We start from the raw sequence: 22,384 nt of genomic DNA on the forward strand, positions 1-22,384 counted from the left end.
GAAATTCAGAATTATTGGTTCCAAGCATCTTCTAATTGTGGTTTTGCGTTTTCAATCAATTGATCGACATCTTGATCTGTATTAGACAAAATGTTTTCCATGATAGAACGCATTTCATTGTAAGCAGGATCAGCATTTTCAATCACTGGGATCGAGAACAATTCTTTGGTTGCATCTTCTAATTTGGCAGCGACTTTTGTTTCAGGATTGTTTTTGTATTCATCGCTTTCCAAAACAGATTCAACAACTGGCATGTAGCCGGTATCGATCGCCCATGTTTTTTGCGCTTCTGGCGAAGTTAAGTATTTCATGTATTCAAAAGCAGCGGTGCGTTGCTCTGGTGTTGCGCTGTTGAACATATACAAGTCAGTTCCTTGTTGCAAGTTGATTGGTTCTGGACGAGCTGCTACGTCGTATTCAAATTTGCCTTCGGTATCTTTTTTAACAAAGCCTTCCCCTGCGATTGAGCCGACATACATTGCGATTTGCTCGTTGGCAAATGGACCAGACAAGTATTTGTCAGAACCAGCGATTCGGAAATAGCCGTCTTTAACACCATCTAGGTAGTAGTTGATGACTTCTTTTGATTCATCGCTGTCTAATTGCAAGTCTTTGTCAAAATCAACGCCTTGATTTTTCATTGCGATGGCATAGTAGTTGTTTAATGAGTCAAAACCAGCACCTACGACTTCACCGTTTGATTTTTCATAGATTTCTTGAGAAGCTTCTTTTAATTCTTCCAGGTTTGTTGGTACGTCAATACCATACTCGTCTAACATGTCTGCATTGTAAAACAGCATTTCTGTAGATTTGTTGAAAGGAATCCCGTATTGCACGCCGTCGATTTGCGCACCATCTAAAAGGGCACTGCGGATCTCTTCTTGGTCACCCCAACCGATAGTATCATCGTTGATGTATTCGCCAAGGTCAACTAGCATGTCATCTTGGGCAGCATTCCATAACCAACCAGGATATGCTTGGGTGATAGTTGGCAGATCTTTTGGTGAAGGCAAGGTTGAATTCACCTTTGCTTGCAAATCAGGATAGCTTGATTGGTTCTGCAATTCGATCTTGATGTTTGGATTTTCGTCCATGAATTGCTCGGTCAATTTCGTCAATGATTCTTCTTGCGCACCATTCATTGCATGCCAAAAGGTGACAGTCGTATCTTCGCTTAGTTCTGTAACGATTTCATCACTTTCCGTAGAACCAGATGAATCGTTGTTGTTTCCACAAGCCCCTAATACCAATGTCGCGGCTGCAGCTGCTGCAAATGCAAGTTTCTTTGTTTTCATTTTTTCCTCTCCTCTATCACTCTAAAATAATTTTTTCACCGCGTTGCGGCAATATTCTTTCACCATACGGATTCACCAGATTTTCTGGTTTCAGCGTATGGATTGGAACCAATCGTTGGGGCTCGATCCATGCAATGATCTGATCTAAATCAGCTGGTTTCGCATGTCCCGAGTTTGGCAAACGGACAAATTCGATCTCCAGTGCTGCCAATTGATCCAAAAAGACTTGATAAGCTGGATCAAAATCGCCTAACGGCTGCGCATCACTGTGAATATACAAACCACCCGTCTGCAAGTTTTCAAAATGCGCGACTGCTTGCCAAAGGTACTGGCTCGTGTCGGCACATAATGCCTGATAAGAAATGGCGAAGGCTGGATCGAGAGTCGCTGGTACTTGATCATCGATCGTATAGAACGGTACATCTTTATTGAAAATTTCTTTCAACAAAGCAGCTTGCGTCGCCTCTAAAACAACCGTCCGCGGCGCGGCTTCAACAAGCGCCATAAAGCGCTCGACATTGGCTGGATAGCCATTGAAAGTAATTTGTCGTTGGGGATTTTCTTTGACCAAACGCACGAAGGTCTCGATCAATTCTGTTTCACTTTCCACTGTGATCGCTTTGGGGTCCGGTTCTCTTTCTGGAAAGCTGATGCTGACCCCTTCCATCATCAATAGATCCGTGTGTTTGGCTAACTGACAGAATTCTTTGGTACGCTCTGGATGATAGCCATGCAAACGCAAATCACCGGTATAAGCGATAAAATGATCTGGCGTGCGAATCAACAAAGCTGCCGCACCGTACGCATCATGATCGACTGGAATGATCTCGACTTCGATTTCCCCGACCCGAATCACATCATGAGGTTCTAAGCCGATCAATTCACGGACAAAGCTTTTTTCTTCATGAGGAACGGGCAGCAAGAAGTCCCCTTTTTGATTCAACACTTCGAGGATCGCTTTGGTTTCCTTCAAGGTGTACATAGGAATATTTGGGTCTAAAAAGTTGATCATCTTGGAATGGTCCAGATGAGCGTGGGAAAGAAAAACTGCTGTTTCTTGGTATTCTTTCGTTTCGCTTCCTTGGTACGTGTAGTCTAAGCGTGGATCGTAAACATTTTTCAGTTCTGGTATCCAGCGATGCGCAACTAACGTTTGTAATTCTTCATCTGGTAAGGGTGTTTCTGGATGATACTCCGAACCGAAGTCAAAAAAGATATGGGCATCTTTGTACGCAACTTCGATGACGGTCCCTCCAATCGTTAAGATCCCGCTATGAAAGGTAATCGTCGTTTTATCCTTTGATGCCATCTTTAGCCACTCCTTTGATAATTTCTTTTCTAAAGATCAAGTAAATGATCAGAATTGGAATGACGGTCAAGGTCGCTGCCGCCATTTGTAAATGAACGTCACTGCCGCTTTCTGTGGTAAAGGCAGCCAATCCATTATTTAAGAGACGGTATTTTTTCTCATTCGTCACTAACAACGGCCATAAGAAAGAATTCCAGCTAGAGATGAACGTCAGAATCCCGACTGTCACTAAGGCTGGTTTAGACATGGGGATCAAAATTCGGCGGATATAAGCTAGGTCGCTGGCACCGTCAATTTTGGCTGCCTTATAAAAGGTATTAGAAATACTTTGTAAATAACCGTTTAAATAATAGATGTAAAAAATACTGGTCAGAAAGGGAATGATCAACGCACTATACGTATTCAATAAGCCCATTCGCGCAATCGTATTGTAATTGGTGAAAATGATCGATTCATAAGGAACCATCAATAACGAGATCATCAATCCGATAACTAACCGTTTGTATTTGAATTCAAGACTAGTCAATGCAAAGGCAGCTAGAATCGCAGTGATCAGCGTCGCGATAGTCGTCACCGCGGAAACGAAGACCGTATTGAAGAAGTAGCGTAAAAACGGTGCTCGGGTAAAAACTTCCCCGTAGTTGCTCCACTGGAAAGACTCTGGCATGATCGTCGGTGGAATACTGGTTGCTTCACTGTAGGTCATTAGACCAGCTAAAATCATATAGACAAAGGGAAACAGCGTGATCACTGCTAAAATTGCTAAAAACAGCATCGAAACAATCGTGACAATTTTTTTCATTCGTTTATTCGCCCACTTTCTTCAAAAGTTTATTTTGGATAAAGGTGACGAGCAAAATAATGATGAACAAGATCACGGTTGCCGCCATTGCAATCCCCGGACGTCCGGCGATATGGAATTTGTCATAAATATAAAAGACTGCCGTGGTTGCACTGCGGGCGATCCCTGGCTGTCCGCCAAACAAGGCATATACTTGAGTATAGACTTTAAATGCACTGATCAGATTGACCGTTAACAAGAAGGCAAAAGTCGGGATCAACTGCGGAAAGGTGATTTTCCTAAAAATCTCGCCATCGGTGGCGCCAAACATTTTTGCGATTTTGTAGTGTTCTTTGTCGATGTTGCGCATTCCTGCCAACAAGATAATAATGTTGAAGGCGAGGCTCGTCCAAACGCCAAAGATGATCAAGGTCGTCATACTCATATTGACATTATCCAGCCAGTTGACTGGTGGAATGCCGACAAGACTCAACAAATAGTTGATGATCCCGTAAGAGCCATTGAAAAAGTAGCGAAACACGATCCCGATGGCAATCGTACTCGTGACATAAGGCATAAAAAAGATCGTTTCAAAAAAACTTTTGTATTTGACTTTTTCAAAAATGATCCACGCAATCGCTAAAGAAAGGATCAACGCGATCGGTACGACCGCAAAAGCAAAGAGCGCCGTATTTTGCAGTGCTCGAAAGAAGACTGGGTCCGTTAAAACCCTTTGATAGTTCTCAAGCCCAGCATACTGTTGGTTAATCAAGGTTCCTTTTTGGAAACTCATGATGAAGGAACGAAACAGCGGATATACACTGAATAAGAAAATAATGACCAATGAAGGCAGTAAAAACAGCCATGCTTTCGGTTGGTTCTCAGGGTTATAATTTTTTTTGAACATTAGTAGACCCGCTCTCCTTTTTCATCAAAGATAAAGGCTTTTTTGTAATGAAAATCAAATGACACTTGCGCGCCTTCTTCAATGATTTCTTCAATACTAACGATCGATTTCATATGTTTGTCAGCCAGATCAAAGTTCAAGATTCGTTCTCGTCCGATCAGCTCCACACTCTTGACTTCCGTTTGGAACAAACCTGCTTGCAAGGTGGTCAGCACATCTTCTGGACGAATGCCTAACGTGTATTGGCCGTCTGTTAATGGTTTCTTGAAGCGAAGGTCAGTAAAACGGTCAACTGGTACAGTGAAGGCAGGATGGATCATTTGACCATCTTTGACTTCTACTGGCAAGATGTTGATGATTGGATTACCGATGAATTTCGCTACAAAAAGATTGTTTGGTTCTAAGTAAAGGTTTTGCGGATCATCATTTTGTTGAATGATCCCCTCGTTCATCAAGATGATCTTATCACTGATAGAAAGAGCTTCTTCTTGGTCATGGGTCACGAAGATCGTGGTGATGCCCACTTCTTTGACTAACCGACGGATCTCTTCACGGATCTTCAAGCGCAAACGGGCATCTAAGTTACTTAATGGTTCATCCAGTAGTAAGACTTCTGGACTTTGCACCAAGGCACGCGTGATCGCTACCCGTTGCTGCTGTCCGCCAGAAAGGGTTCCTGGTTTTTTCTGACTTAACTCTTCAATATTGGTCAGTTTCATGAACTTTTCAGCAATTTTCTGTGCTTCGTTTTTCTTGATCTTTTTCTCTCCGACTGTCAGTGGAAACATGACATTTTCTAAAACAGTCATATGGGGATAAAGGGCATAATTCTGAAAAACAAACCCGATATTGCGGTCTTTTGGCTCGGTCTTAACAACGGAAGAACCATTAAAGCGGATATCGCCATCGGTGGGACTCAACAACCCCGCGATCAAATTCAATATCGTCGATTTCCCACAACCACTTGGTCCCAACAAACAAACCAAATCGCCTTTTTCTATTGTAAAATCTACTGCTTTCAAGGCTTCAAACTTATTATCGAAAACCTTCTTCAACCCGACTACTTCTATCAAAACTGCCCCTCCATTTTCTCTTTTTCCTCCGAATAGTTGACTGGCATTTCAAGTCACAAAAAAAACGAACTCTTGATGTTTCGGTCAAACGCTCAAAGAAATTCGATTTTAATCATAACAAACGAATGTTTTTATTCGATACCATTATTGTAAATGTTTTGTAAAAATCATTGGGAATTATGAAAGAATTTTTAATTAATTTACCTTTTAATGAGAAAACAATGAGCCAAACAACGCAGTTTCTAGCCAGTAAACACGAACATTTTACTGTTTTTAGAAAATTTTCATGAAAAACGGGTAAAAATTATCAAACCTTTAGTATCCATTGATATTAACACTATTTTTACGCGACTTTTTGTCCAAAAGCACCTTTAGTAATTGTTTACTAAGACCATCAGTATTTCTTCTTTTAAAATAACAAAAAAAGGATGATTATTTAAAAAAACAATCATCCTTTTTCATTCTATCCTTCGCCTCAGTCACCCGTCAGCGTCAGCAATTTCGTTGAAACTTGCTCAAGAAAATAACGGTCGTGTTCAATGATCAGCATAGAAGGCTCCACCAAATGGATCACTTCCTCTAATTGCTTCTGATTGAAGACGTCCAAATAATTTAGCGGTTCATCCCAGATAAACAATTCTGCTGGTGTCGCTAATGATTTGGCTAGTTCCACGCGTTTACGCTGCCCCATGCTCATTTGCTGGATCGGCGTTTGAAAGACAGCTCTTTCCAAGCCAAGCTTTTTTAAGTTATTTAGCAGATCTTGATAATTCAAGCCATGCTCTTGGGCAAATTCTGTCAGCATCCCACAGTTGTCCTCGTAGTTTTGTCGGACATAACTGATGGTGATCCCATGGGCTGTTTTGATCGTCCCTGTCTGCTGTCCATCGAAAGTACCTAAAATACTCGCAATCAAACTGGACTTGCCAGATCCGTTGGCCCCTTGAATCCCCAAGCGCTCTTTTTGACGGATCGCAAACGTCAGCGGTTTAAACAAAGGCTGCTCATAGCCGAGCTGAAAATGCTCTGCTTCCAGCAACACATCATGATGGCTAACAAGCGGAGTCATTTTCAGAGGATCAATCCACTCAATGTCTTTTAACAACGCAGACTTGTCTTGAATTTGATCTTCCATCCGTTTAACGATCGCTTTCGAGCGCTTCATGGTCCGTGCCGCTCGGGCACCGATCGCCCCCGTATCAAAGATTGCCCCGCTGCCTTTTTTGGTCGGCGACCCTAATTTGTCCCGTTCCCGTCCTCGGGACCACTCCGCTTTCTCGGCTGCCGTCTGCTTCAAACGACCGATTTCTTTTTTCAACTTGCTGTTTTGTTCTTGCTCATACGCATCTTTTTGCTGCTTTTGCAGCTCATAGACTGAATAATTCCCTTTGTACAGCACCAAGCGGCTTTTTTCGATCGCCAATACATGATCGACGACTTCATCGACAAACTGTCGGTCATGGCTCACAACGATAAACCCGGTTTTTTGCTGCAAATAGCGGGCAACATGTTCGCGAGCAGTCACATCCAAATGGTTGGTTGGTTCATCGATCAAAGGAAAATTCTCTTCATCAACGAACAACCGCGCCAACAGGACTTTCGTTTGCTCGCCGCCAGATAAAGTGGCAAAGGGCCGCCAAAGAACTTCTGGATCAAGCTGCAGCAGGTTCAATTCCCGTTCCAAACGCCACTGCTCAAATTCGCCAGATTCCTGTAAAACAAAAAGCGTCAGTTGCTGATCGTCAGCGACGGTTAAGGGAAAATAAACGAATTGCTGCTCATGGGTGATCGAGCCGCTATAAGGCAATTCATTGAGCAGCAAACGCAGCAAGGTCGTTTTGCCGCGACCATTTCTGCCAATCAACCCTAATTTCCATTGTGTATCAAGGTTCAAGTTGGCATCCTCAAAAAGCAACCGTTCTTGGCTGTCAAAGCCAAAAGTTAAATGATTAATACTGATATTCGACATAAATATACCTCATCTCTATTCACGGAATAGAGTAGACCTAATGCTATTTTCAGAATCAGTTTTTAGAGGTACACAAAAAGATCCCCCATCGAAAAAGTCAACCAATCCTGAAAATCTGCAGACTATCCCCTTGGAGGAACAGTTTCATGCAGCTTTCAACAAATTGGTTAATTTTTCAATGGAGGATCCCTCATTTCGTTTAATAGTGCCCTAAGTATAGCATTGATCGGCAAAAAAGCGCAAGTTCAGTACCCCCTGCTGCTTTTCCTTTATATTTTATTCACAAACTAAACCCGTTATCGCTGGAAACGTTTCATTAAAAAACACTTGAAACACAAAAAAACCATCAGGTTGGTTAGTCCTGATGGCAAAAGGAGTAAAATGAAAAATAAAAAGGTTGTTGGTTGTGAATTCATTATACCTCCGATAAAAAAACTTTACATGTGAAAAACATAACAGTTAAATTAAATAACTCTTGTTTAACTTGAATGTTTATCATTTTTTTAACAATAAAGCCGTCATCCGTTGAATGGCAAAAGAAATTTCGTCGGTTGCTTCATCTTGCTTGGCTTCTGCCGCATCAAAGGCTTCTTGGTCGATTTTGTTATCGAGACTCAAAATCATCTCATCACAGCCAGCAACATATTTCATATACGCCCGTTCGAATTTTTTATGGATCCCCATCACATTCGCTGGGGGACGCAATTTGCTGATTTTTTCCAGCATCAAGCGGTATTTGTCCGTGCCTTCTTTAAAAATTCTGGTAATCTCAGCTAGCCGCTCAGGTGTTACCTCGGCTTCTTTCTTCTCGTCGATCGCTTTGCGGATCTCTTCATAATTGGGATTCATTTTCTCCCCGATCGCTTCTGTTTCTTTGACAAGATCGTTGATTGTTTGTACATAAAAACCTAAGTTTGGTCGCACAGTGGGTCCCCTACTTTCTTTGTTATTATCTCCTATTTTACCGTTTCTTACTGCAAATGAAAAGGTCAAGTAACAGCCGCAGGGTTTATCGAAAATAAGCCAGCAAAAAAGGCCTGCTGCCCAGTGAGAAGGACAGCAGACCATTGATTGTTTTTCCGTTTATTTTTGGCTTATTTGCGTCCCATTGCTCGTTGGATCGCTTTGACGATCTCAACGACTGGAATGATCGCAAAGGAGGCGCCTAAAACGATGCCCCATTGATACAAGTCAAGGTGTGCAACACGGAAGATATCATTTAATCCTGGCACGATGAAGATCACCAGCATCAACGCAAAGGACAACAGGATCGCCCAGTTGAAGGCTTTGTTTCTAAATGCCCCTACTTTAAAGAGCGACTGATGGATCGATTTGACGTTGAAGGCATGGAACAACTGCATCAATCCTAACGTGGCAAAGGCCATCGTTAAGGCATCGGCATGGATCGCATCGTACGTATTGTGAACGGGCCATTGGATCGCTGACCAATAAACGAACAGCACGGTTGCCGCTTCTAAGATCCCTTGGTAGATGATACTGCTCATCACACCACCAGAGAAGAAGTTGGAACTGCGTCCCCGCGGTGCATGTTTCATTAGATCTTTTTCAGCAGGCTCCATTCCTAAAGCAATTGCTGGGAAGGTATCCGTTACTAGGTTGATCCAAAGCAAGTGGATCGGCAATAGCGAGTCCCAACCCCACAAGGTTGCTAAGAACAAGGTCAAAACTTCCCCTAGGTTAGCGGCTAGCAAGTATTGAATCGCTTTTTGAATATTGGAGAAGACTTTTCGTCCTTCTTCCACTGCTACGACGATCGTAGCGAAGTTGTCATCTGCTAGGACCATATCGGAAGCACCTTTAGAAACTTCGGTACCTGTGATCCCCATGCCGACACCAATATCGGCTTGCTTCAGTGACGGTGCATCGTTGACCCCGTCACCAGTCATGGCAACGACTTTGCCTTCTTGTTGCCAAGCTTTGACGATCCGAACTTTATGTTCAGGTGATACCCGTGCATAGACTGAGTAGTTCGCTACCTTTTGGGCAAACTCTTCTTCGCTCATTTTATTGAGTTCAGCGCCAGTCAAGACGGCATCATCATCGCCCGGTTTGATGATCCCTAAACGTCCCGCAATGGCTTCAGCTGTATCGCGGTGGTCTCCGGTGATCATGATTGGACGAATCCCAGCTTCTTTGGCTAAACGTACCGCATCGGCTGCTTCTGCCCGTTCTGGGTCGATCATTCCGACTAAGCCAGCAAAGACCAAATCATTTTCGACGATTTCTGATTCTAAGTTTTCTGGTACTTGGTCTACATATTTGTAGGCCATCCCCAATACCCGCAGTGCTTGTTTTGCCATATCGGTATTGTTGAATAAGATTTTTTCTTTTTCTTCATTGGTCATCGGCAGCTCTTGGCCGTCCAGTAGTACTTTTGAGGTTCTGCCTAGCAAGACATCTGGTGCGCCTTTGACAGCAACTAAATAGCGACCGTCTTCTTGTTGGTGGATCGTACTCATAAGTTTTCGGTCAGAATCAAATGGCAAATCTGCTACCCGTGGTTCTTGATTGACAAGATCTCGCACATGGAATCCTTGATCCATCCCGAATTGCACCAATGCGGTCTCGGTCGGATCACCGATCAAGTTGCCTTCTTCACCAAATTTTGTATCATTGGCAAAGTTCATGACTTTTAATGCCATGTTGTCTAACGGAATATCTTCTGAAGCAGCATGTTGCTTGTCATTGACATACAATTTTTCCACGGTCATTTGATTCAACGTCAACGTACCAGTTTTATCAGAAGCGATAATATCGGTTGCCCCAAGGGTTTCAACCGCTGGCAATTTACGGATCACTGCATTTCGTTTCGCCATTACTTGCGTACCTAAGGCTAAGATGATCGTTACGATCGCTGGCAGCCCTTCTGGGATCGCCGCTACTGCTAATGAGATCGACGTCAATAGCATGTCGACCCATGAGGTATTGTTAAAGATCGTTCCAACAAAGAACATGACCACTGCAATGATAATGATGGCGATCGTCAGGAATTTTCCTAGTTCATTTAAGTTACGCTTCAACGGTGTTTCGGTTTCTTGGGCGCTAGCCAACATGCCAGCGATTTTCCCAACTTCAGTTCCCATCCCTGTATTGACCACGACCCCTTTTCCGCGGCCATAGGTCACATTACTGTTTGAGTACGCCATATTGACGCGATCGCCGATCCCGACATCCGTCCCTTCGATGACGGTCAATTCTTTTTCGACTGGTACGGACTCACCGGTCAAAGCAGCTTCTTCAATTTTTAAAGAACTTGCTTCTAAAAGGCGTAAATCTGCCGGTACGACATCGCCAGCTTCTAACAGGACAATATCCCCCGGAACCAATTCATCACTCTTAATCGTGACGGTATGACCATTACGCAAGACATTGGCATTTGGGGTGGACATTTCTCTTAGCGCTTCGATGGCCTGCTCCGCCTTCGCCTCTTGAACGACACCCATGATCGCGTTGATAATGACAACTGCTAAAATAATAATTGAGTCCACGACTTCATGGGAAACGACTGCTGAGATAATCGCCGCCGCTAGCAAAACGATGATCATCAAATCTTTGAATTGTTCAAAGAATTTTTGTACCATCGATTTCTTTTTGCCTTCTTCTAATTCGTTGGGACCGTACTCAGATAAGCGTTTTTGTGCTTCATCGTTCGTTAATCCATTGGCATCTGTTTGCATTTCTTCCAGAACATGCTGCGCTTCTTGCGCATAAAACGCCTGCGATAGCTGTTCCTTTTTGTTTTCTTCTGACATGTTTCTCCTCCTTTTATATTTACTCTTCCTTTATTGTACATGATATGAAAAAAAATAGACTTATGTATGCACTGTCTAAGCATACATAAGTCTCACTGTTTAAGACAGCACCAGAAATTTCTTTCAGGATGGTGATACTGCCGCAGATGAAATCCGCCAATTACTCCCTCATGTTCATGTCAATAACCTACATTATACAAAAACTTTTCAGGTCTGGCAATTTTATTTTTGCTGAAACTAGCAGAAGGATTTCTCCTAAGAATCAGGCGATGATCGAGCCGTTTGGCATGCCTTTTGGTGCTTCCACGATTTGCAGACGACCGTCATTGTCTTCTGCTGAAAGGATCATTCCTTGGCTGACTTGTCCCCGCATTTTCCGCGGTTTCAAGTTAGCAACGATCACGACTTTTTTACCGATCAAATCTTGCGGTTCTGGATAAAATTCAGCGATCCCCGATAAAATTTGACGATCTTGATCATCTCCCGCAGCTAAGCGGAATTGCAGCAACTTGTCGGCGCCTTTGACTTTTTGACAGTCAACGACTTCTGCCACTTTTAATTCGATCTTGTCGAAGTCTTCGTATTTGATCTCGGCTTTTTCGGATTGCAATGTGGTTTCTTCTGGATTCCATTTGACTGTTTCTTCTGGACTTTGCGTCCCTTCAGCCATTTTCTTTTGGATGTAGACTACTTCTGTTTCAAGTTCCAAACGAGGGAAAATCGGTGTGCCTTTGGCAACGACTTTCGTGCCGCTTGGAAATTCACCAAAGCGTAAATCTTTCAAATCCATGGCAACAGAAGCCAGTCCTAATTGTTGGAAAATATTGGCTGGTGTTTCTGTCATCACCGGTTGCAATAAGATCGCAACGATGCGTAAGCTTTCCGCTAAATGAACCATTACACTGTTTAATTCAGCACGCTTTTCTTCTTCTTTGGCTAATACCCATGGTTGAGTTTCGTCAATGTATTTGTTGGCACGGGAGATCAACGTCCATACTTCTGACAATGCCGTACTGAATTCCATTTTATCCATGGCTTCATGGTAACGACCAACAACATTGGCAGCAGTCGTTGACAGCTCGCTATCAAAAGGCGTCACTTTTGAGGCATAATCTGGGACTAAGCCATCACAATATTTATTGATCATAGCGATCGTCCGATTCAACAGGTTGCCTAAGTCATTGGCTAGATCGTAGTTCAAACGAGAAACGAAATCTTCTGGTGTAAACACACCATCGCTGCCAAAAGGAACCGCCCGTAAGAGGTAATAACGCAACGCATCTAAGCTGTAGCGCTCCACTAACATTTCTGGATAAACGACATTGCCTTTAGATTTCGACATCTTGCCGTCTTTCATCATCAACCAGCCATGGCCAAAGATTTTTTTCGGCAATGGCAAGTCTAATGCCATCAGCATGATTGGCCAATAGATCGTATGGAAACGCACGATTTCTTTCCCAACCATATGCACGTCAGCTGGCCAGTATTTTTGGAACAAGGAATCGTCGTCTGAGCCATAGCCTAATGCCGTAATATAGTTGGATAACGCATCGATCCACACATACACCACGTGTTCAGGGCTAGCAGTGACTGGGATGCCCCATTTAAAGGTCGTTCTGGAAACAGCCAGGTCTTCTAAGCCTGGTTTGATGAAATTATTCAGCATTTCATTTTTACGTGATTCTGGTTGAATGAACTCTGGGTGCTCATCATAGTATTCAACCAAACGATCGGCATATTTGCTCATGCGGAAGAAATAAGAAGATTCCTTCACCAATTCTACCTCATGACCGCTTGGCGCTTTACCGCCGATGACTTTGCCCTCTTCATCTCGGTAAACTTCTGCTAATTGCGTTTCAGTAAAGTATTCTTCATCAGAAACGGAATACCACCCTTCATATTCACCAAGATAGATATCTCCTTGATCAAGCAATTGCTGGAAGATTTTTTGAACGGCTTTTTTATGGTAATCATCCGTTGTACGGATAAATTTATCGTAACTGATGTCTAGTGTGTTCCATAGTTTCTTGACGTCAGCTGCCATTTTATCGACGTATTCTTGCGGATCTACGCCAAGTTCTTCTGCTTTTTTCTCGATTTTTTGACCGTGCTCATCGACACCCGTCAAATAAAAGACATCAAAGCCCATCAATCGTTTGTATCGTGCTACCGCATCACAAGCGATCGTCGTGTAAGAATTCCCGATATGCAGCTTGCCGCTTGGATAATAAATTGGCGTCGTAATATAGAATGTTTCTTTTTCAGCCATGGACGCAAGTCCTCCTTTTCACTAGTAAAGTGTATACTTAGGTAGTATACAGTTCGCAACCCAAAAATGCTATAATTTTAATCAAAAAAGCGGATAACCTAAGACCTTTTTCCATGGTCTACAAGGAACAAAGGAATCGCTTTGCTCCTTAATACGCAGCAAATAAACCAGCAGATTTGAGCATTTCTTTTCTACTAGTTATCATAGCGCAGATAGCCGTTCACTTCAATGTTCTAGGGGAAGAATCTGATCCTGACAACGAATCTCTTAGGAAATAAAGGTGTTTTATCTCTCTTTGATTAACAGGTGCTTCTTTTGCTATAATGAGGAAGACTTCACTTATAGAAAGGAACGCTATGACTCGAAAAAACAAACAGCATTTTTTGCTTTTAACTGTGCTTTCTGTGGGACACTTGCTTTTTTCAACCCCAAGTTACCCCTTTTTGTTTGCGTACTTCAATAGCCATGATTATGCTGCGCTCTTTGCAACAGCGATGGCAGTCCTCCGTGTGCTTTTTTTGCTCTGGATCGCTCTTTGGGGCTATTCAGCACTCAAAGAACACCCGCCGTCTTCTTGGCTTTATCTCGCATTATTTTTCCTTAATTTGATCGTTCCTTATTTTTTCCGTTAAGGAAAACCGTCGCGTTCAGCTACTTACTTTATCTAAGGCAGGAGAAACCAATGAAAGAATTTACCTCAAAATCAGCTGAAAAACACTACTATGAAAAAGAAGCGTCAGAAGCAGAGTTTCTTACATGGTATCAGGCGCAAGATCAGCCGAAATACGAGAAACCTTCCGTAACCGTCGATATGGTTTTGATGTGTTACAACAAAGAAGAAGAACAATTAAAAATTGCGCTGATCCAAAGAAAAGGCCACCCTTTCCGTAATTCTTGGGCATTGCCGGGAGGCTTCGTCAATCCCAATGAATCGACGGGGCAAAGTGTGATCCGTGAGACGCAAGAAGAGATCGGGGTCACCATCTCCAAGCAAAACATCGAACAGCTGCATACCTTCAGCACCCCAGATCGCGATCCTCGCGGTTGGGTGATCACCGTCAGCTATTTGGCTTTTATCGGTGAAGAACCCTTAAGTGCCGGTGACGATGCGAACCAAGTACGCTGGTTCTCTTTAGAAAGAAAAGCCAATCAAATTTATTTGACCAGCGGCGAGATCGAGATCATTCTTGACCTAGTGACTGGCGCCTCTGTTGGAAAAGATACGTTGGCTTTTGACCACAGCGCGATCATCCTCAAAGCTTTCAAACGGGTTGCCAACAAGATGGAACACGAGCCACAAGTGCTGCTCGTGTTAGGCAAAGACTTTACGATCACGGAAGCCCGTAAAGTATTCGCCAAGTTTTTAGGGATCGATTTTAAAATGATCGATCATTCCAACTTTAAAAAATCCATGCTCCAATATTTTACGGAAGTTGGCGAAAAGCCCGTCGGCATCGGGCGTCCCTCAAAGATCTATCGCTTAAATGACGCATTTTTAGGTGACAAAATGTAAAAAAATACAACCCCCTGTCAGACCGTAGTTTGGCAGGGGGTTGCTGGTTAATCATAATTAGTGAACGTGGTTCCTAGAAACAAAAATCAGAAAGATTTTTTCTATACCCTAGGCGATCCCTGGCGTTCCTTCCAGTTCAAGCGACTCAGCTGCTCATTTCGCCTGAGAGCCGTTCTAGCTTCTGTTGGTCCTGCGTATCCAACGTGACAAACCGCAGTTCTTTGCCGTACCACTGCGCTTTGTACTGGATTTTGCGAACGAATTGATGCCAATCACTGATGCTGTAATGACCAGCTTTTAAAACCGTATCTTCTGCGATTTGTTCCAAATAGATTGTATCGTACTGTTTTACGAGATGGTAGCTGACTTGATCGATGAATTCCCGCTTTTGACAGCAGTGAAAACGATAAAGGCGAGCGACCTTTCCTTTTAGCTTCTGATAATTTCGCGCCTGGGTCAAAAGGATTTTCTTCCGTTTGACCGCCGTCGCTTTCACCTGAAGTTTGCGTTCTGCTCGCGTCAGCTTTTGCTTCGTTTGGATGGCATGCTCACAGGTGATGGGTATCGGCTGGTTGGCTTTGACCAACTGCTGCGGATCATAAACAACAGCGACAGAGGCTTGCTGCTTCGGCAATGGCGGGATCTCTTCCAAGCAAAGGATCGAGATGTAAAACTCTTCGTTGTTTTTTGCTGAGATCGTTGCCGATTTGATCTTCCCTTTGATCGCCCGATGCTTTTTTACGGGAACCAATGTTTTAAGCTTTGGCAGCTTGATTTGATCGTCTTCAAAATAAATGGTGTGCTGCTGATTATTGGTGGTATACGATTGCCAGATACTTTTTTTGGTTTTCATTTTTGGAAAGCCAGCCCGCTTTTGAAAGTAATTTCGAAACGCTCGGTCCAGATTCCGTTGTGCATTCGCCAATGCCAAACTATCGGTCTCCTTCAAAAAAGGATACTCCTTTTTTAGTTTGGCTGGCGTCAACCCTTGCTTTGCTTCATTGTTGGCCAGCTCCTCCATCTTTGCCTCCAGCAGTTGATTGTACGTAAAACGTACACAGCCGAAGGTTTCGATGAAAAACTGTTTTTGCTGTCCATTAGGATAGATCCGAAATTTGTATGCTTTTAAAACACCCAGTTTCATCTCCTCCTAACACTCCCTATACCTTTGACGCTAGTTCCCCTTTTTTTGTGCTAACTTTTCTTGATAGATCTTGGCTTCTTTTTTCGTGGCATAAACGAAATGTCCTGGTGCGATCTCTTCCATTGCTCGTTCTTGGTTATCGTTTGGTTCGCTGACGTATTTGATCCGTTTGCGTTGACGCTCATGGTCAGGATCTGGCAGCGGAATCGCTGATAAAAGACTTTCAGTATACGGATGGACCCCGTAATGATAGATTTCATCGCTGGTGCCTACTTCTAGCAGTTTGCCGTTGTGCATCACGCCGATCCGATCGCTGATGTGTTTGACCATCGATAAATCATGGGCGATAAACAAGTACGTCAATTTATGTTCTTCTTGCAGATCTTGCAGCAAGTTGACGACTTGGGCTTGGATCGAAACATCCAATGCCGAGATTGGTTCATCACAGATGATGAATTTTGGATCGACGGCTAACGCGCGGGCGATCCCGATCCGCTGACGTTGTCCACCTGAAAATTCATGAGGATAACGGGTCCCGTGACTTGGGTTTAGTCCGACGGTTCGCAAAAGTTCATCCACCCGATCATTGCGTTCTTTTTCATTTTTGGCTAGTCCGTTGATATCGATCCCTTCGGCAATAATGTCCCGAACTTTCATCCGTGGATTCAAGGAAGCATAAGGATCTTGGAAGACCATTTGAACTTCTCGACGAAAATCAGCCAGTGGTTTCTTGCCTTTGATTTTCATAACATCTTGTCCATCAAAAAGAACTTCGCCTCCGGTAGGGTTATTCAAACGAATCACCGTCCGTCCAGTCGTCGATTTTCCGCTTCCGGATTCACCGACTAGACCAAAGGTTTCTCCTTCATAGATTTGGAAGGAGATATCATCGACGGCTTTGACTTCGTCTTTGCGGCCAACGTTAAAATATTGTTTGAGATTCTTTACTTCAAGTAAAACTTTTTCCAACCGTTTCTCCTCCTTTAGACAGATGCCTGAGTATTTTTTTCTTGGAATTTTTTCCAGCGAATCAAGATCTCATCCGGCGGAGTCACTTTCGGTGCTTGTGGCGCTAACAGCCAAGTGGCCGCTTTGTGCGTCGGTGAGACGTCAAAGAATGGCGGTTGCTGTTCAGCATCGATCTGCAAGGCAAACTCGTTCCGTGGATAAAAAGCATCACCTGTTGGCGGATCTAACAAATCTGGAGGTGAACCAGGAATCGCGTACAAGCGATCGCCTGTTCCTTCTAACGTCGGCATCGAACCTAACAAGCCCCAAGTGTATGGATGTTGTGGGTTATAGAAGATCTCTTCTGCGGTCCCCACTTCGACGATTTTCCCACCGTACATCACGGCCACCCGATCCGCCACATTGGCAACGACCCCTAAGTCATGGGTAATGAAGACGATGGACGAATTGATTTTCTTCTGGATATCTTTTAATAACTCTAAGATTTGTGCTTGGATCGTTACATCCAATGCAGTCGTTGGTTCATCTGCAATCAAGATCTGCGGGTAACAGATCAACGCGATCGCAATGACGATCCGCTGCCGCTGACCACCAGAAAATTGATGCGGATAATTTTTCAAGCGTTTCTCAGCATTCGGGATGCCGACAAGGTTCAATAGTTCCAACGCTTGTCGCAAGCCTTCTTTTTTACTGATTTTGTTGTGCTTCATCAATGATTCTGCCACTTGCTTGCCAATCGGCATCGTTGGGTCCAATGAAGTCATTGGATCTTGGAAAATCATGGCGATTTCCTTGCCACGGATTTTTTGCAGTTCTTTTTCGGATTTTTTCAAAATGTCCGTCCCATTGAAGAGGATCTGGCCATTATCGACATTGGCATTGCTGGCTAACAACCCCATGATACTGCGGGTCGTCACGGACTTGCCGCTCCCAGATTCGCCCACGATCGCCAAGGTTTCTCCTTTGTATAGATCGAAACTGACATCGCGGATCGCTTGGACTTTCCCAGCAAAGGTGTCAAAAGAAATTTCTAAGTTTTTCACTTCTAAGACTTTTTTCATAGCAATCACTCTTTCATTTTCGGATCAAAGGCATCACGCAAACCGTCTGCCAGCAAGTTGAACCCAATCATAATCACAGACAAGGTCACAGCTGGTACCCACATTTGGTAAGGCAGGAACAAGAAGGTTTTGTAGCCATCGCTTAGTAACATCCCTAAAGATGCTGAAGGTGGTTTTAATCCTAGCCCAATAAAGCTTAGGAAGGCCTCGAAGAAAATCGCCGAGGGAATACTGAACATCATTTGTACGATGATCACGCTGGAAATATTCGGTAATATGTGTTTCATCGCAATCTTGAGGCGACTTTCCCCCAGCGTCGTTGCGGCTAAAACGAATTCTTGATCTTTTAGTTTCATCGTTTGGGCCCGTACGATCCGCGCCATTGGAATCCAGTTAGTGATCGCCATTGCTGCCACGATCGAGAAGATCCCAGGTTCAAAAACCACCAACATCAAGATCATTACCACTAAGTTGGGAATACCAGATAAGATTTCTAGAAAACGTTGCATCACATTATCGATCCGTCCACCTAAAAGACCAGAGATCAGGCCATAGGTTACACCAAAGATGATGTCAAGCATTGCCGCGATAAACGCGATCAACAAGGAAATACGTGTTCCTACAAATAGACGACTCAATAGGTCACGACCCAAGCCATCCGTTCCTAAAAGGAAATACGTCCCGTCAGGAACATTGGCAGCTGCATACTTATCTACTAGCTCGCCTCCCACCATCGCATAGCCGTTTAAGCCATTGATGTTGATACCAGGAATTTTCGGCGGCAGATTTGTAAAGGTCACATTTTGCGCAGTTGGATCATGTGGCGAGACAAAAATCGTAATGATTGAGATCGCGATAATGATCAGCAGCAAAATGATTGAGAAAACAGCGGCTTTGTTCTTTTTCAGACGACGCCATGAATCTTGGAAAAACGTTAATGAAGGGGTTGCGATCGCTTCACGCTCTTCATTGGTATTTTTTTGTAACGGTTGAAATTTGGCTGCATCGATGGCAGCAACATCATTTGCTGTGTAAGGTTTCTCTGCCATTAGCCACGACTCCCTTCTGAAACTCGGATCCGCGGATCAACGATTCCATATAAAATATCAACAACAAGAATAACAAAGACCAACATCGCGGAATAAAGAATTGTTACCGCCATGATCGTTGGATAGTCATTGGTCATGATTGATTTTACGAACTGTTCACCGATACCTGGGATCGCAAAAATATTTTCTACGACAAGAGAACCCGTCATCAAACCGACAGCTAGCGGTCCTAACAGCGTCAATAACGGAATCAAACTATTCCGCAAACCATGCTTGAAGGCAATTTCCCAGCGGCTCAACCCTTTTGCTCGTGCCAACTCGACATAATCACTATGCAGCACTTCCACCATCTCGGTTCGAATAAACCTGGCGGAATCCGCTAACGGCGACATCGCCAAGGCGACGGTCGGTAGGATCGTGCTGGCAAAAGTCTCCCACTTAGCAATCGGTAAGATCCCTAGTTTGATGGCAAAAATGTATTGCAGCAACACGGCAAAGACAAAGTTAGGGATCGAACGTCCTAAGATCGCCACCAAGGTAGACGTTGTATCGATCCAAGTATTTTGTTTCATCGCAGAGATCGTTCCTAAAATGATCCCAAAGAACGTACCAAAGATGATCGCTTGTAGCCCTAGTTGCAGTGAAGGTCCGATTCTTCCTGATAATAAATTCGCTACTGGCTGGTTTTTAAATTGGAAAGAGATCCCAAAGTCACCTTTTAGTAAATTGGTCAAATAAAGCCAATATTGGGTAATGATCGGTTTGTCCAATCCTGCTTGCTCGTTTAGCAAGGCAATTTGTTCTGGACTTAATTTTTCAGCATTCGTATATGGTGTTCCTGGCAAAAATTGCATCAAGAAAAAGGTGATCGTGGCAATCAGCCATAATGTTAAGACCATGTAGAACACTCGTTTCAATAAATATTTCAAAAAGCTGTTCACGCAGTTTCCCCCTTAAGTATTTTGACTTCTATTCAATAATTATGTAAATTAACATAGTACGAATCATTAAAAAGGAGTCAGATCATGAAAATAAAAAAAAGTAGTGGGCTCATACCCCTCCTATGCCTCGCAATTTCTGGCGGATGGTTAGCCATAAAAAATGAATTTTCCATAGCAGCTCTTTCAGATGCCCTTTTCTTGTGGGCGCTGTTCTTTTTGATCATTGGCGGTTTTTTATGGGTATTTGCTTCTGGTTTCTTTGACCATTTTCAATACTCCATGAAGAAAGCTTTTTCCAAAAATAAAACAGATTATCTGAAATTATCCCAAGTCGGCAAACAGAGCTACGCCTTTTGGTTATGGCCTGGTGTCTTCTTGTTATTCCTTTCATTGCTCTTTTTAATGATTGCTACTAGTTAATTTCATTCTTATAGTTTTACTCATTGAAATGAGAAGCAAAAGGCTGAGACAAGAAATTGTCCCAGCCTTTTCTTCGGCATTTCAAGTCAACTACTCGTGATTATTCGATTGATGTCCACTTGTAGTCGTATTGTGCGCCCGCTGCGTGAGCAACAACACCTTTGACTTTTGTTGCACGTAAGTGTGCTTCCGCTTTTTGATAAACTGGAATGACACCTTGTTCATTCATAATGATTTTTTCTGCATTGACTAGGTCTTCCCAACGTTTGTCAGGGTCATTGGCATTGGTTGTACCCGCTGCTTCAACGGCTGCATCGTATTCTTCGTTGCTCCATTGTCCACGGTTGTATGAGTTGCCTGTCGTAAACAAGTCAGTAAAGCTACTTGCATCGGCATAGTCAGCACCCCAACCGCCCATTACTGTATCAAAATCACCAGCGTTTGAACGATCCAAACGAACAGAGAATGGTACTGGACTTAACGTGACTTTCACACCGTCCAATGTTTTTTCGATCGTATCTTGCAAGTACTCAATGATTTTCTTCGTTGAGTCTGTATCAGAAGCTAAGATATCAAATTCTAATGAATCGATCCCTAATTCTTCTTTGGCTTTTTCCCAATGTTCTTTGGCTTGCTCTTCATTGTATTCAATGACGCTGCCAGCTGCTTCTGTGAAGTCCGTATGATCGCCAGGGCTGAAGGTCATACCTTCTGGTACCAACCCAGTTGAAGCAATCGAACCATCCCCTAAGATCGATGTCACTAAGGCATCACGATCAATCGCATAAGAGATCGCTTTACGTAAGTTTTCGTTACGGAAAGGTGAATCTTCATCACGTTGGTTCAATTCTAGGTAAGAAGTCGTTGCTTCTGGTTGAGAAACGAAGGCTTCATCGTTAGCCATTTGTTGCGCTAATTCACCTGTTAGGATGACATCATCTGCTTGCCCATCTTGGAAAAGGTTCAAGGCAGTTGAGGATTCCTTCACGACGCTTACGTTGATCGTTTGTAATTTAACAGTATCTTTGTCCCAATATTGGTCGTTCTTTTCATAAGCCCATTCCGTATCCGTTCCTGGTCCATCAAACCCAGTCAAGACAAACGGTCCATTATAGACAGCATTGTCGCTAGTTGACGCATATTGATCGCCATTTTCTTCTACCACTTTTTGATTTTGTGGGAAGAAGGATGGGAATGCTAATAAGTAATCAAAGTAAGGTGTTGCTTTTGCTAGGGTGATTTCTAATTCATAATCCCCCACTGCTTTGATGCCTAGCTCTGATGGATCCGTATCGCCTGCTGTGATGGCATCTGCGTTCTTAACTGGTGAAAATAGATACGCGTATTCTGATGCTGTTTCAGGTTTGACTGTCCGTTGCCAACCATAGACGTAATCTGCTGCTGTAACAGGGTCACCATTTGACCATTTCGCATCTTCACGTAATTTGATCTTGTAAGTCAGTCCATCCTCGCTGACTTCAGCTGCTTCAGCTGCACCAGCAGGTTGTGGTGTACTGTCAGCATCCAAACGATACAGTCCTTCATATACATTGTTCAATGCACTGAAGCTGATCGTATCGGTTGCTAATGAGAGATCCGCACTTGGCATTTCTTGTGAAACCACTACGTTAAACACTTGTTCTGCACTGCTGTCGCCGCTTGCTGCTGTGTCATTGCTTGAACTATTTGTTCCGCCCGTTGTACAACCGGCTAACGCCACGCCACACACAGCCACTAAACCATAGGCCCATTTATTCTTCATCCTGTCCTACCCCTTAATTGAATTAATTTTCAGAATAATCATGCGATTTCTGAAGTTAGATAAGATTTTAATTAATAATTATTAAAAAAGCAATCCTTTTTTCGATAAAAAACATCTCTGACAGAAAGTTTTCTTGGTATTTACTTACC

At 43.3% G+C, this 22,384-nt stretch carries 18 protein-coding genes; 3 read left to right on the forward strand and 15 right to left on the reverse strand.

Features of this window, described 5'->3' with window-relative positions; all coding sequences use genetic code 11:
* Positions 1 to 11 precede the first annotated feature (11 nt).
* From IGK61_RS15320 to metG, 9 genes are all read right to left on the reverse strand, one after another.
* Positions 12 to 1,295, reverse strand: a complete 1,284-nt coding sequence (locus IGK61_RS15320) for an ABC transporter substrate-binding protein (RefSeq protein WP_016609876.1) — start codon at positions 1,293 to 1,295, stop codon at positions 12 to 14.
* 16 nt (positions 1,296 to 1,311) lie between these two features.
* Positions 1,312 to 2,604, reverse strand: coding sequence for an MBL fold metallo-hydrolase (locus tag IGK61_RS15325; RefSeq protein WP_005228016.1), 1,293 nt, complete (start codon positions 2,602 to 2,604; stop codon positions 1,312 to 1,314).
* Entirely contained in the window at positions 2,588 to 3,406 is an 819-nt protein-coding gene (locus IGK61_RS15330; protein WP_005228015.1) for a carbohydrate ABC transporter permease, read from the reverse strand. The genes IGK61_RS15325 and IGK61_RS15330 overlap by 17 nt, the downstream gene beginning before the upstream one ends.
* Before the next feature lie 4 nt (positions 3,407 to 3,410).
* Entirely contained in the window at positions 3,411 to 4,292 is an 882-nt protein-coding gene (locus IGK61_RS15335) for a carbohydrate ABC transporter permease (RefSeq protein ID WP_005228014.1), read from the reverse strand.
* Entirely contained in the window at positions 4,292 to 5,365 is a 1,074-nt protein-coding gene (locus IGK61_RS15340) for an ABC transporter ATP-binding protein (RefSeq protein WP_005228012.1), read from the reverse strand. The genes IGK61_RS15335 and IGK61_RS15340 overlap by 1 nt, the downstream gene beginning before the upstream one ends.
* A gap of 475 nt (positions 5,366 to 5,840) precedes the next feature.
* Positions 5,841 to 7,334: a ribosomal protection-like ABC-F family protein gene (gene abc-f / locus IGK61_RS15345; protein WP_074536696.1), complete on the reverse strand. Its 1,494-nt coding sequence runs from the start codon at positions 7,332 to 7,334 to the stop codon at positions 5,841 to 5,843.
* A gap of 495 nt (positions 7,335 to 7,829) precedes the next feature.
* Complete coding sequence (locus IGK61_RS15350) at positions 7,830 to 8,258, reverse strand: hypothetical protein (protein WP_005228008.1); 429 nt, start codon at positions 8,256 to 8,258, stop codon at positions 7,830 to 7,832.
* A gap of 170 nt (positions 8,259 to 8,428) precedes the next feature.
* Positions 8,429 to 11,107, reverse strand: coding sequence for a cation-translocating P-type ATPase (locus tag IGK61_RS15355; protein WP_016609880.1), 2,679 nt, complete (start codon positions 11,105 to 11,107; stop codon positions 8,429 to 8,431).
* Positions 11,108 to 11,369: 262 nt separating this feature from the next.
* On the reverse strand, positions 11,370 to 13,376 hold the full coding sequence (gene metG, locus IGK61_RS15360) for a methionine--tRNA ligase (protein WP_167827393.1): 2,007 nt from the start codon (positions 13,374 to 13,376) through the stop codon (positions 11,370 to 11,372).
* 356 nt (positions 13,377 to 13,732) lie between these two features.
* Here metG and IGK61_RS15365 point away from each other — a divergent pair, with 356 nt between their 5' ends.
* Together IGK61_RS15365 and IGK61_RS15370 are read left to right on the forward strand one after the other, a co-directional pair.
* Positions 13,733 to 14,008, forward strand: coding sequence for a hypothetical protein (locus IGK61_RS15365; RefSeq protein WP_074536694.1), 276 nt, complete (start codon positions 13,733 to 13,735; stop codon positions 14,006 to 14,008).
* Positions 14,009 to 14,058: 50 nt separating this feature from the next.
* On the forward strand, positions 14,059 to 14,889 hold the full coding sequence (locus IGK61_RS15370) for an NUDIX domain-containing protein (RefSeq protein WP_005228002.1): 831 nt from the start codon (positions 14,059 to 14,061) through the stop codon (positions 14,887 to 14,889).
* 145 nt (positions 14,890 to 15,034) lie between these two features.
* Here the strand turns inward: IGK61_RS15370 and IGK61_RS15375 are convergent, their stop codons facing one another.
* The 5 genes from IGK61_RS15375 to opp3b are packed head-to-tail and all read right to left on the reverse strand — an operon-like array spanning position 15,035 to position 20,053.
* Complete coding sequence (locus IGK61_RS15375) at positions 15,035 to 16,033, reverse strand: RNA-guided endonuclease TnpB family protein (protein WP_010749109.1); 999 nt, start codon at positions 16,031 to 16,033, stop codon at positions 15,035 to 15,037.
* A 30-nt stretch (positions 16,034 to 16,063) separates the two neighbouring features.
* The gene (locus IGK61_RS15380) at positions 16,064 to 17,002 is read right to left on the reverse strand and encodes an ABC transporter ATP-binding protein (protein WP_005227998.1); all 939 of its coding nucleotides are present in this window, start codon (positions 17,000 to 17,002) and stop codon (positions 16,064 to 16,066) included.
* A 14-nt stretch (positions 17,003 to 17,016) separates the two neighbouring features.
* The gene (locus IGK61_RS15385; protein ID WP_216593164.1) at positions 17,017 to 18,069 is read right to left on the reverse strand and encodes an ABC transporter ATP-binding protein; all 1,053 of its coding nucleotides are present in this window, start codon (positions 18,067 to 18,069) and stop codon (positions 17,017 to 17,019) included.
* On the reverse strand, positions 18,069 to 19,112 hold the full coding sequence (locus tag IGK61_RS15390) for an ABC transporter permease (RefSeq protein WP_074536693.1): 1,044 nt from the start codon (positions 19,110 to 19,112) through the stop codon (positions 18,069 to 18,071). The genes IGK61_RS15385 and IGK61_RS15390 overlap by 1 nt, the downstream gene beginning before the upstream one ends.
* Complete coding sequence (gene opp3b, locus IGK61_RS15395) at positions 19,112 to 20,053, reverse strand: oligopeptide ABC transporter permease (RefSeq protein WP_005227991.1); 942 nt, start codon at positions 20,051 to 20,053, stop codon at positions 19,112 to 19,114. Before opp3b ends, IGK61_RS15390 begins: the two co-directional genes overlap by 1 nt.
* A gap of 84 nt (positions 20,054 to 20,137) precedes the next feature.
* Here opp3b and IGK61_RS15400 point away from each other — a divergent pair, with 84 nt between their 5' ends.
* Positions 20,138 to 20,473, forward strand: a complete 336-nt coding sequence (locus tag IGK61_RS15400; protein WP_005227990.1) for a DUF3899 domain-containing protein — start codon at positions 20,138 to 20,140, stop codon at positions 20,471 to 20,473.
* Positions 20,474 to 20,573: 100 nt separating this feature from the next.
* Here IGK61_RS15400 and IGK61_RS15405 read toward each other — a convergent pair whose 3' ends face one another.
* Positions 20,574 to 22,235: a peptide ABC transporter substrate-binding protein gene (locus IGK61_RS15405; RefSeq protein ID WP_005227982.1), complete on the reverse strand. Its 1,662-nt coding sequence runs from the start codon at positions 22,233 to 22,235 to the stop codon at positions 20,574 to 20,576.
* Positions 22,236 to 22,384: the final 149 nt, after the last annotated feature.

The sequence above is a fragment of the Enterococcus sp. AZ063 genome (genome assembly GCF_051715045.1).
Taxonomy (GTDB): Bacteria; Bacillota; Bacilli; order Lactobacillales; family Enterococcaceae; genus Enterococcus_D; species Enterococcus_D casseliflavus.

What these genes read in the sequence shown, in the direction of transcription:
- IGK61_RS15320 (WP_016609876.1), bottom strand. Translation starts at nt 1,295, where the DNA reads ATGAAAACAAAGAAACTTGCATTTGCAGCAGCTGCAGCCGCGACATTG.
- abc-f (WP_074536696.1), bottom strand. Translation starts at nt 7,334, where the DNA reads ATGTCGAATATCAGTATTAATCATTTAACTTTTGGCTTTGACAGCCAA.
- IGK61_RS15335 (WP_005228014.1), bottom strand. Translation starts at nt 4,292, where the DNA reads ATGTTCAAAAAAAATTATAACCCTGAGAACCAACCGAAAGCATGGCTG.
- IGK61_RS15390 (WP_074536693.1), bottom strand. Translation starts at nt 19,112, where the DNA reads ATGGCAGAGAAACCTTACACAGCAAATGATGTTGCTGCCATCGATGCA.
- metG (WP_167827393.1), bottom strand. Translation starts at nt 13,376, where the DNA reads ATGGCTGAAAAAGAAACATTCTATATTACGACGCCAATTTATTATCCA.
- IGK61_RS15330 (WP_005228015.1), bottom strand. Translation starts at nt 3,406, where the DNA reads ATGAAAAAAATTGTCACGATTGTTTCGATGCTGTTTTTAGCAATTTTA.
- IGK61_RS15355 (WP_016609880.1), bottom strand. Translation starts at nt 11,107, where the DNA reads ATGTCAGAAGAAAACAAAAAGGAACAGCTATCGCAGGCGTTTTATGCG.
- IGK61_RS15375 (WP_010749109.1), bottom strand. Translation starts at nt 16,033, where the DNA reads ATGAAACTGGGTGTTTTAAAAGCATACAAATTTCGGATCTATCCTAAT.
- IGK61_RS15370 (WP_005228002.1), top strand. Translation starts at nt 14,059, where the DNA reads ATGAAAGAATTTACCTCAAAATCAGCTGAAAAACACTACTATGAAAAA.
- IGK61_RS15400 (WP_005227990.1), top strand. Translation starts at nt 20,138, where the DNA reads ATGAAAATAAAAAAAAGTAGTGGGCTCATACCCCTCCTATGCCTCGCA.
- IGK61_RS15365 (WP_074536694.1), top strand. Translation starts at nt 13,733, where the DNA reads ATGACTCGAAAAAACAAACAGCATTTTTTGCTTTTAACTGTGCTTTCT.
- IGK61_RS15405 (WP_005227982.1), bottom strand. Translation starts at nt 22,235, where the DNA reads ATGAAGAATAAATGGGCCTATGGTTTAGTGGCTGTGTGTGGCGTGGCG.
- IGK61_RS15325 (WP_005228016.1), bottom strand. Translation starts at nt 2,604, where the DNA reads ATGGCATCAAAGGATAAAACGACGATTACCTTTCATAGCGGGATCTTA.